Origin of the sequence: Nostoc sp. NMS7 (genome assembly GCF_017115085.1) — a bacterium.
Classification (GTDB): domain Bacteria; phylum Cyanobacteriota; class Cyanobacteriia; order Cyanobacteriales; family Nostocaceae; genus Nostoc.
This window is the reverse complement of the sequence record NZ_JABXKJ010000184.1, coordinates 37,445-47,126: the sequence shown is the minus strand read 5'-3', so window position 1 is coordinate 47,126 and position 9,682 is coordinate 37,445. Positions and strand designations below refer to the sequence as shown.

Here is a 9,682-nt window from a genome sequence, read left to right as displayed (position 1 = left end):
CAATCCGGTGTGACCCTTTGTATCCTCTTATTTTTCTTCCTATCCCCTATTTATTCAGCGGATACTAAAATTTTATAATATATTTATTGTAAATGACTCACAAGTGGCGTAGAATTCAAAACCCAATCACAGAAACAACCTTCCGCTTCTTCTTGTCCCCTTGTCCCCCCATTTCCCTTATCAACCGTAGCGTATACCGGCATCTTTCATGCGTTGAATTCCTTCTTGCAATCGTTCATCAGGGATGGTTAAAGCAATTCGGAAAAAGCCTTCTCCAAATGCACCGTAACCACTACCTGGAGGCACAATAATACCACATTTGTCAAGTAGCAACGTCACAAATTCTGCTGATGAATATCCTGGCGGAACAGGTGTCCAGACGTAAAGGGTAGCTTTCGGAGGCTGAATCGGCCAACCTAGAGATTGCAATCCATTCACGATAATATCGCGGCGATTTTGGTAAACCGACATGATGGCTTGGAGTTCTGCTTCAGTAGTAGTAGAATAAGCTGCGATCGCAGATGCTTGAATTGCCTTAAACACCCCAGAATCAACGTTAGTTTTTACCTGTGTCAAACCTTTAATACCGACAGCATTACCAACAACAAAACCAACCCGCCAGCCTGTCATATTGTACGACTTAGACAAACTATGAAATTCGATCGCTACATCTTTCGCACCTGGAATTTGCAGCACACTAGGCGGTTTATAGCCATCGTATGCCATTTCTGCATAGGCGTTGTCATGACACAACAAAATATCATACTGCTTGCAGAAAGCTACCAATTCCTCAAAAAACTCTAGTGTTGCCAATGCCCCAGTCGGATTATTGGGATAATTAATCCATAACAGCTTTGCTTTTTGGGCGACTTCTTTAGGTATCGCACTCAAATCAGGCAAAAAACCGTTTTCTGACTTCAGAGGCATAGTAAAAGACTCACCACCAGCGAAGATTGTCGAAGTCCGGTACACGGGATAACCAGGATCTGGTATTAGTGTATAGTCTCCTGCTTCTACAAACGCTAAGAAAGTATTATGAATTGCTTCCTTGGAACCAATTGAAGAAACAACCTCTGTATTCGGATTCAACCCCGTAACCCCAAACCGACGTTCCATCCACTTCCCCGCAGTTTCCCGGAATTCTTTCGTCCCTTGGTAAGGTGGATAATTGTGGTTAGCAGCGTCATCAATCGCCTCATGCATTACCTGGAGGATATGACTGGGAGTAGGTTTATCTGGATCGCCAATCGCCATATTGATGATATCAACTCCCTTGGCAACAAGTTCATTCCCCTTGTGGACAATTTCAGCAAACAGATAAGGAGGAATTTTTTCTAGGCGTTTAGCGAACTGCATGGCGATTTAATACAAATGCACAATGTAGAAACTCATTAGCACAGTTTACGCCAAGTTAGGTATTTAAATAATCAACCTGACAGAAAAATACAAACAATGTTATCCCCTGCCTTTACAAGTATTAAAGCAGAAAGCCCACCAGCAAGACTCTGAAATCTTTTTGCGATTTGAGAGTCTGCTGCTATAAATATACTTGAGATTACTTGAGATCAGACTCCGTAAAGTGAGGCACATGGGAATGTTAATCGTCTCTGGAGACATCGACCTCTGCGTGGGTGGAGAAATCCCTCCAAGTAAGTCGAGTTGCAAAAAGAGAAAACCTCAGAAGTCATTCTTTGAATTCCATCGGCTTTACCGCTTCTAAAATCTCTGCAAATCTAGCAATACAACAAAATCTACACAAAGGGAACGAATTGCGGTTTATGTTCTGCCTATATCAGGCATCCTACGACCAAACCCATAGTCAGCTTGACGCGATATTCCCAGTTAGAGATGATCAATTCAGATCAAGGACTTTAGGTATTATGTTTTTTGAAGATTAGTTGGTGTTAAGTGTAAGTTTTGTTTTCACACTAACTAAGCTTTGACATCCCGCACTAATCAACCGTAATCTGATTCTACAGTCAAAGCCGACTTGTATAACCAGAATTAACGATTTTTTTCTCGATAAATCTATGTATTAGGGCAACAGTATTCAACCCGTGGGAGGATGTCAATAAAACTTTTTTACCTACTTGAAATTTTGATAGCCAAGAAGTCTCTATGCCAAGCAATTAGAAATATCCCAGGCTAGGAACCAACTGGATTCGACCAGCATCCATCTCTGCCATTAATAATTCTAGGGCTTCGTAATCAACATCAGAAATGTAACCCAGTTCCGTCAGCTCTGAGTTGATTTGATTTTCTATCTCAGGAGTTAGTTTTTTAATGTCAAGAGCTTTTTCTACCAATTTACGAATAGCGTACTGAGTTTTCATAAGTAATAACCTAACTGTATATGATATTAATTATCCCAGATCAGCCTAAGTATAAAGAGTGATCTAAATACTAACTCCTAGTGATCCAGATCACATCTTAATTAGTTAAATAGATAATGCGCGATGACTCTCTCGGATGCCATCAGCAACGCTAAAGTGGGAGATTTAACTTACCGTTAAGGCTTGCTTAAATTAGCTTTAGTTCTAGACTAAGCAAGTTTTATCAGGATAGTTACTGATAATTTGTCTGTTCTATGGCTGTCTATGTTGATTGTTTTTGAACTGAGATAAAAAAAAAGTATACATAAACACATTTCAAGCTGGAATTATGACAATCTTTAAACAGAGAGAGGAAAGCAATAAAGATTCAGCAAAGAGAGCTAAGACATACGGTCGATGCAACAAAATAGAGTTTATGTTCAAATAACTCTTAGCTTGACGCTTCAACAATTCTCAATAGGATGTAACTATGCAGGCAGTGCTTAACTATCCCAAGATTACAGTTATTCGCCCCCAAGGGTGTTTGAATGCTGCAAACGCCTTGGAATTTGAACGAGATATGACTACAGCGTTGGTACAAAATGGTATTTCTATCTTGGTAGTAGACTTAGTAGCAGTAGAATTGTTAGACAGTGCGGGGTTGATGGCATTGTTATCTACACACAAGTTAGCTCTGAGTTTAGGACGGGGTTTCCGACTTTGCGCTGTTAATCCGTCAATTAGAATTATTTTTGAACTAACGCAACTCGACAGAGTGTTTGAAATATTGGATGCTGAAGTTGAGTTGGCTGCAACATAACTTTATGTAAAAGCACAAAGGTTCGGGTGAAAAGTGGACTTAGTGTAAAGGAGTTGTAAGTTGCAACGATAAACTATGTTAAAAGACCTAATTCAATGCTAATGTTGGGTTTGAGTAGCTGTAATTAAGGTAGCTAGAAGATAGCACAGTGGCTGTTGCAGTTGAAAAATTAATCACATCGGATATTTTAAAACCAGGGCGTTACCTGGGTAATGAGCGTTTAGCGGTACATAAAGGTTGGGATACGACAGAAATACGCTGGGTTTTAACCTACCCAGAAGTCTATGAAGTCGGTGCATCCAATTTAGGACACATTATCCTATACAACATTTTGAATGCCCAACCGCGTCAATTGTGCGATCGCGCCTACCTCCCAGGAAAAGACCTAGCAGCCAAACTACGCGAAACTAATACGCCGTTGTTTGCGGTAGAGTCAAAGCGATCGCTCACAGAATTCGACATTTTAGGCTTTAGCCTCAGTTACGAACTGGGTGCAACTAATATCCTGGAAATGTTGGATTTGGCTGGAATTCCCTTGACGTGGCGAGAGAGGCAAAAAGCAGGGAAAGCAGAGAGAGAATTTACTAATCTCCAATCCCAGTTTCCGTTGATTTTTGCTGGTGGGCAAACAGCAACATCGAATCCTGAGCCTTACGCCGACTTCTTCGACTTTTTCGCCCTTGGAGATGGTGAAGAACTACTGCCAGAAATTGGTTTGGTATTGTCAGAAGGCAAACAAGCAGGATTTAGTCGGGAACATTTATTACTGGATTTGGCACAGATACCAGGCGTATATGTCCCCCAATTTTACGACATGGCAGAGGATGGCTCAGTTCATCCGCGTCACCTAGACGTGCCAAAACGAATTTTGCGGCGGGTTGCAACTCCCATACCAGCATATTCGATTGGGTTAGTTCCCTATGTAGAAACGGTGCATGACCGCTTGACCATTGAGATTCGGCGGGGTTGTACTCGTGGCTGTCGCTTCTGTCAACCAGGAATGCTGACTCGACCAGCACGGGATGTAGAACCCGATCAGGTTGTAGAAGCAATTGAAGAGGGGATGCAGGCAACTGGTTACAATGAGTTTTCCCTCCTATCTCTGAGTTGTTCTGATTATTTGTCCCTACCAGCAGTGGGGATGGAAATCAAAAATCGGCTAAAAAATGAAAACATTTCTCTGACTCTACCAAGCCAACGGGTAGACAGATTTGATGAGAATATTGCCAACATCCTTGGAGGTACGCGCCAAGGGGGATTGACTTTTGCTCCAGAGGCTGGAACTCAGCGGATGCGAGACATCGTAAATAAGGGTTTGACCAATGAAGAATTGTTGCGGGGGGTGAAAACGGCTTGGGAGCAAGGCTGGGATAAAATAAAGTTGTATTTTATGATTGGCTTGCCGGGTGAGACGGATGTTGACGTTTTGGGCATTGCGGAAACAGTCAGCTGGTTACAGCGAGAATGTCGGGGCAAAGGTAGAAAACCCCTAAACTTTAACCTGACGATTTCTAACTTTACGCCCAAGCCCCATACACCATTCCAGTGGCACTCAGTTTCTACCACCGAATTTAAGCGTAAACAAAACCTGTTGCGGCAAGAATTCCGCCGGATGAAGGGATTGAAGGTAAATTTTACCGATGTCCGCATTTCGGCAATGGAAGATTTTGTGGGACGAGGCGATCGCAGTTTGGGTAAAGTAGTCCGGCGTGCCTGGGAATTGGGTGCAGGAATGGATTCCTGGTATGAAAATTTAGATCAGGCTTTTAGTGCTTGGGCGTCTGCGATCGCTCAAGTCGGTCTAGATTGGAAATACCGCCAAGTAGAAAACGGCGAATGGAATTTGTTTCATCTACAAGAGCAGAAAAGATCGGCAGATACCGAAAATACCCAACTCCCCACTTCTGTACAGACGCGATTAATCGCGTCTCTCCCGACTCCCATTCGGCTACGCTCACGGCAAGCCCACTCCCTCAATATTCCCCTCCCTTGGGATCATATTGATACCGGGATTGAGAAAAAGTGGCTCCAAGAAGACTTGCAACGCGCCTTAGAAGCTGCAATTGTACCCGACTGCTCTTTTGAAGGTTGTTCTCATTGTGGCATCTGTGGCACTGACTTTGGCCATAACGTCGTGATTGAATCACCCGCTATCCCAAAATTCGCTGGCGAGTTTGTCCCCAACAAAACTAAGGCACAAAGACTGCGAGTTTGGTTTGGGAAACAGGGTAATATGGCTTTGATCAGCCACCTAGATTTAATCCGTCTATTTGACCGAGTTGTGCGACGAGCAAGCTTGCCAATCGCTTTCACTGGTGGGTTTCATCCTATGCCACGAATTTCTGTAGCAACTGCTTTGGCTTTAGGGGCTACTAGTAGTGGTGAAATAGTAGATTTTGAGTTGACTGTGCCAATGGAAATTGATACTTTCCGAGAACAGTTGGCTCGTGAAATGCCCACAGACATACCTATATATAATGTGGAGCAGATAGATTTAAAAGCTAGTGCCGCTACTCAACTGCTGGAAGCCGCCGAGTATTTAATTACTGTCGCAGCGCTTGCAGAAACAACACCTATACAATGGCAAGACTGGATTGATACAATCAAAGCGAAAGAGGAACTTTGGTACGAGCAAACAACTAAGTCAGGCAAAAGCCAGTTAATAAATCTGCGCGATCGCTTATTTGAACTGGAATTAGTCGAAACCCCCAATAGCACAGCAGAATCTATGTCATCTGTGATCCGTTATTTAGGTAGCTATCGCCAGGACGGTTTAGTGTTGCGTGCCGAACAAATCCTGTTTATGCTACAGACAGTGGCTAATGTAGAATTTCAACTCCTGCACATCCACCGCAATCGGCTAATTTTAGGGGTATAATCCCTGTAGGCCAACTTGCTCGTAGTTGTCCTAACATTGCAAATCGTCGGAATTGATTTTTAGCAAGGTTGCGTTAGAATAGTCTGAAGAGAAATTTTCTGGCGCTGCATTGAATTAGCTGGTTCACTACCCTGGTATTCAGGGGGCAAAAGCATACATATTAGAGTGCAATTTCTAGGATTTTATCCCAGACAAACAAAAGGGAGATTAAAGAACACTCTTTCTATAGCTACCTTGTGAATCAGTAAGTAACAGCAGGCTCGGTTAGCTTCTCTAAATTCATGCTTTTTAAACAACTGCTGAATGTCTAATCTACAGTAGTTCCCAAGAGCTAGTGCATTACTTTTCTAGAGTTGAAGCAACGGCCGTCGGTTATGCCGAATTGTAGACGTTCAATAGACGCGCAAAGGGCAACTTGCCATAGGCTAGGGCAGCTTTAAAGCAGGTAGCAGCTGGCGTTGCTGAGTATAACCCTAAGGATAAATCCGGGGAATGGAAAATAGAAATAGTTTCTTTTTCTTAACGACTTCAGTAGGTTACTCTCAAATCAAGCATCCTGAGTTAAAAGCTGACTCAGGATTTAGAACTTTCAACTCAGAACTCTCTTGATTGAGGGTATTGCATTACGAATCAACCACGGACGGTTGATTTACAATTGCTGAGAACAATATGCAGCCGTGTGAAGGCTCTTAAGAGCGCCAATAGCTATTTAACTTAGAAGATCAGGTTTACGATTTTTATTAGCAGTAGCACCTTTAGAGGGTTGTAGGGACAACAAAGGTATAACAAACCTCCATACCTATTGGTGCCGCCAGTTTTTGAGGAAATTGAATGCCAAAACAAATTATCATCGCGGAGCAGCACCAAATTGCTGCGGTTTTTTCTGAAGATCAAATACAGGAACTCGTTGTTGCTACCGGTCATCATCAAATAGGTGATATCTACTTAGGAGTAGTAGAAAACGTATTGCCTGGGATAGATGCGGCTTTTGTCAATATTGGCGACCCAGAGCGGAATGGTTTTATTCACGTCACCGATTTGGGGCCATTGAAGTTAAAGCGTACCGCAGCCGCAATTACAGAACTACTAGTACCACAGCAGAAAGTTTTGGTGCAAGTAATGAAAGAGCCAACGGGGACAAAAGGTCCCAGGCTCACGGGTAATATCACCTTACCCGGACGCTACGTAGTACTAATGCCCTATGGTAGGGGCGTAAATTTATCCCGACGGATTAAAAGTGAAAGTGAGCGCAACCGCTTGCGGGCGCTGGCGATTTTGGTCAAACCGGCGGGAATGGGTTTGCTTGTGCGTACAGAAGCCGAAGGCAAACCCGAAGAAGCGATTATGGAAGATTTGGAGTTGCTGCAAAAGCAATGGGAGTCCATCCAGATAGAAGCGCAGTCCACCCGCGCTCCAGCACTGCTCAACCGGGATGATGACTTTATTCAACGCGTATTGCGGGATATGTACGGCGCGGATGTAAATCGGATTGTCGTGGATTCCAGTACTGGTTTGAAGCGCGTCAAACAGTACTTGCAGAACTGGAGTGGAGGTCAAACACCGCAGGGATTGTTGATAGACCATCATCGCGATCGCTCCCCAATTTTAGAATACTTCCGGATTACAGCCGCGATTCGAGAAGCCCTGAAACCGAGAGTAGACTTACCTTCTGGAGGCTACATCATCATTGAGCCGACGGAGGCATTAACCGTAATTGATGTTAACTCAGGTTCCTTCACGCGATCGGCAACAGCTAGAGAAACAGTTTTGTGGACAAACTGCGAATCTGCAACAGAAATTGCTCGCCAGTTGCGTCTGCGGAATATTGCTGGGGTGATCGTGATTGATTTCATTGATATGGAATTGCGACGTGATCAACTGCAAGTTCTCGAACACTTTAATAAAGCACTCAAAGCAGACAAAGCTCGTCCCCAGATTGCCCAGCTGACCGAACTGGGTTTAGTAGAACTGACCCGCAAGCGTCAGGGTCAAAACATTTACGAATTGTTTGGTGAAACTTGTCCCACCTGTGGCGGTTTAGGGCATACCGTGCGTCTGCCTGGAGAAATCGAAAACCGATTGCCAATACTAACAGAGACAGCAGAGCGTGAGCGTTTAGTATCCTTGCCTCACCGAGAACCACGTCAGCCATCTGCCCGCATCCCGGAACCACGAGAAACCTATGATGGATTTGGGGAAGCATTTGACGGCGACTCGGAATCGAGTAACCTAAATCTGATCAATCATCCGAGTTATCAAGAACTTAATGATAATAAGCGTCGTACCCGGACTCGCCGCAGTAAAATTGGCATCAATGGGTTAAATGGGAAAGATGAAGCTCGGCTTGTTCCTAATCCCCTGGCATTTGTCAACGAGCCAGACTTAGACCTTGATGTGGAACCAGAAATCGGAGTTGCACCAGAGATTCCCTCACCCACCCTTGGTAAACCAGGTTGGACTGAAAGAGTAGAGCGGATTAAAGTTATCAAGACAGAGCCAATAAAACCAGTGGTAGAACCACCGGAAATTAGGACTGTAGAAATGAGCGTCCAAGAACAGGATATGTTTGCCTTGATGGGAATCTCTCCCTTGGTGAAGTTGGAGCAAGAGGTTAAAAATACCAAGTCTGTGATTATTAACGTGATTCAGCCCGGGCAACAGCCAACGATCGCAACTGAATCAACCCCAGAATCAACTATTGCCCCAAAAACAATACCGGAAATAACCACTGTTGCCCCAAAAACAACACCGGAAATAACCACTATTGCCCAAAAAGCAACACCTGAAATAACCGTAATCAAAATACCGACACCAAAAGTTATTGAACCAGAACAGAAATCTTTGATAGAAGAGACAACCCAAGCAACGAATCCTTCGGGACGCTTGTCTGCAACAGCCTTCCCGACGGAGGCTGTTGCAGATGAAAGTGAAAGTGAAGCCAATAGCAGCGCCACTGCCAGCCGTCGCCGTCGCCGTCGTTCCTCTGCGATCGAGGATAATTAATTTGCTTTATGGTAGAAAAGTTGCCAGCACCCTTAAAACAATCCACTTGGCTGGAGTTTTCTACCTTGTCAGGGATTCCAGGATTGGTTGCAGGTGTGGATGAAGTAGGGCGAGGCGCTCTATTTGGCCCTGTGGTGGCGGCAGCAGTGATCCTACCAGATTATGCTTTGCCAATACTGATGGCAGCTAAAATTAAAGACAGTAAAAAGTTGTCTAGTTCTCGTAGAACTCAGCTAGCGCAGCAAATTTCGGCGCTGGCTATAGACTGGAAAATTGGGTTTGCTTCTACTGCCGAAATTGACAAGATAAATATTTTGCAAGCGACACTATTAGCAATGAAGCGGGCTGTGCTGAAATTAAAGGTACAACCCGCACTCTGTCTGATTGATGGCAATCAGTCAATCAAAGACTTGCGACTGCCGCAACAAACAATAGTCAAAGGGGATGAGCGATCGCTCGCTATTGCCTCTGCTAGTATTGTTGCCAAGGTCTGGCGTGACGAATTGATACTACGTTTAGCATTAAAATACCCGATGTACAACTTGGAGTGTAACAAGGGTTATGGTAGCCAGCGACATTTGCGGGCTTTGCAAGAATACGGGATTTCGCCCCTACATCGTCAATCTTTTCGTCCTTGCCAAATCAAACGTCTGAATGTTGAGTAATTAA

6 protein-coding genes are annotated in these 9,682 nt (G+C 44.0%); 4 read left to right on the top strand and 2 right to left on the bottom strand.

The genetic code is table 11. The annotated features are described in order from the left end of the window. Positions 1–180: 180 nt before the first annotated feature. Positions 181–1,356, bottom strand: coding sequence for a pyridoxal phosphate-dependent aminotransferase (locus tag HWQ38_RS20295; protein WP_292796976.1), 1,176 nt, complete (start codon positions 1,354–1,356; stop codon positions 181–183). Positions 1,357–2,129: 773 nt separating this feature from the next. After that, positions 2,130–2,333, bottom strand: a complete 204-nt coding sequence (locus HWQ38_RS20290) for a hypothetical protein (protein WP_292796973.1) — start codon at positions 2,331–2,333, stop codon at positions 2,130–2,132. 469 nt (positions 2,334–2,802) lie between these two features. Between HWQ38_RS20290 and HWQ38_RS20285 the strand changes: the two genes are divergently transcribed. The 4 genes from HWQ38_RS20285 (at position 2,803) to HWQ38_RS20270 (ending at position 9,678) form a co-directional block, all read left to right on the top strand. Further along, a complete protein-coding gene (locus HWQ38_RS20285) occupies positions 2,803–3,132 on the top strand; it encodes an STAS domain-containing protein (RefSeq protein WP_292796970.1) in 330 nt (109 codons plus the stop codon). Between the two features lie 148 nt (positions 3,133–3,280). Continuing rightward, on the top strand, positions 3,281–6,010 hold the full coding sequence (locus HWQ38_RS20280) for a TIGR03960 family B12-binding radical SAM protein (RefSeq protein ID WP_292796967.1): 2,730 nt from the start codon (positions 3,281–3,283) through the stop codon (positions 6,008–6,010). A gap of 831 nt (positions 6,011–6,841) precedes the next feature. Further along, positions 6,842–9,013, top strand: coding sequence for an Rne/Rng family ribonuclease (locus HWQ38_RS20275; RefSeq protein ID WP_292796965.1), 2,172 nt, complete (start codon positions 6,842–6,844; stop codon positions 9,011–9,013). Between the two features lie 8 nt (positions 9,014–9,021). Further along, positions 9,022–9,678 (top strand): ribonuclease HII, encoded by a 657-nt coding sequence (locus HWQ38_RS20270; protein ID WP_292796962.1) that lies wholly within the window; start codon positions 9,022–9,024, stop codon positions 9,676–9,678. The last annotated feature ends 4 nt before the right edge of the window (positions 9,679–9,682 follow it).

What these genes read in the sequence shown, in the direction of transcription:
- HWQ38_RS20295 (WP_292796976.1), bottom strand. Translation starts at nt 1,356, where the DNA reads ATGCAGTTCGCTAAACGCCTAGAAAAAATTCCTCCTTATCTGTTTGCT.
- HWQ38_RS20290 (WP_292796973.1), bottom strand. Translation starts at nt 2,333, where the DNA reads ATGAAAACTCAGTACGCTATTCGTAAATTGGTAGAAAAAGCTCTTGAC.
- HWQ38_RS20285 (WP_292796970.1), top strand. Translation starts at nt 2,803, where the DNA reads ATGCAGGCAGTGCTTAACTATCCCAAGATTACAGTTATTCGCCCCCAA.
- HWQ38_RS20275 (WP_292796965.1), top strand. Translation starts at nt 6,842, where the DNA reads ATGCCAAAACAAATTATCATCGCGGAGCAGCACCAAATTGCTGCGGTT.
- HWQ38_RS20270 (WP_292796962.1), top strand. Translation starts at nt 9,022, where the DNA reads ATGGTAGAAAAGTTGCCAGCACCCTTAAAACAATCCACTTGGCTGGAG.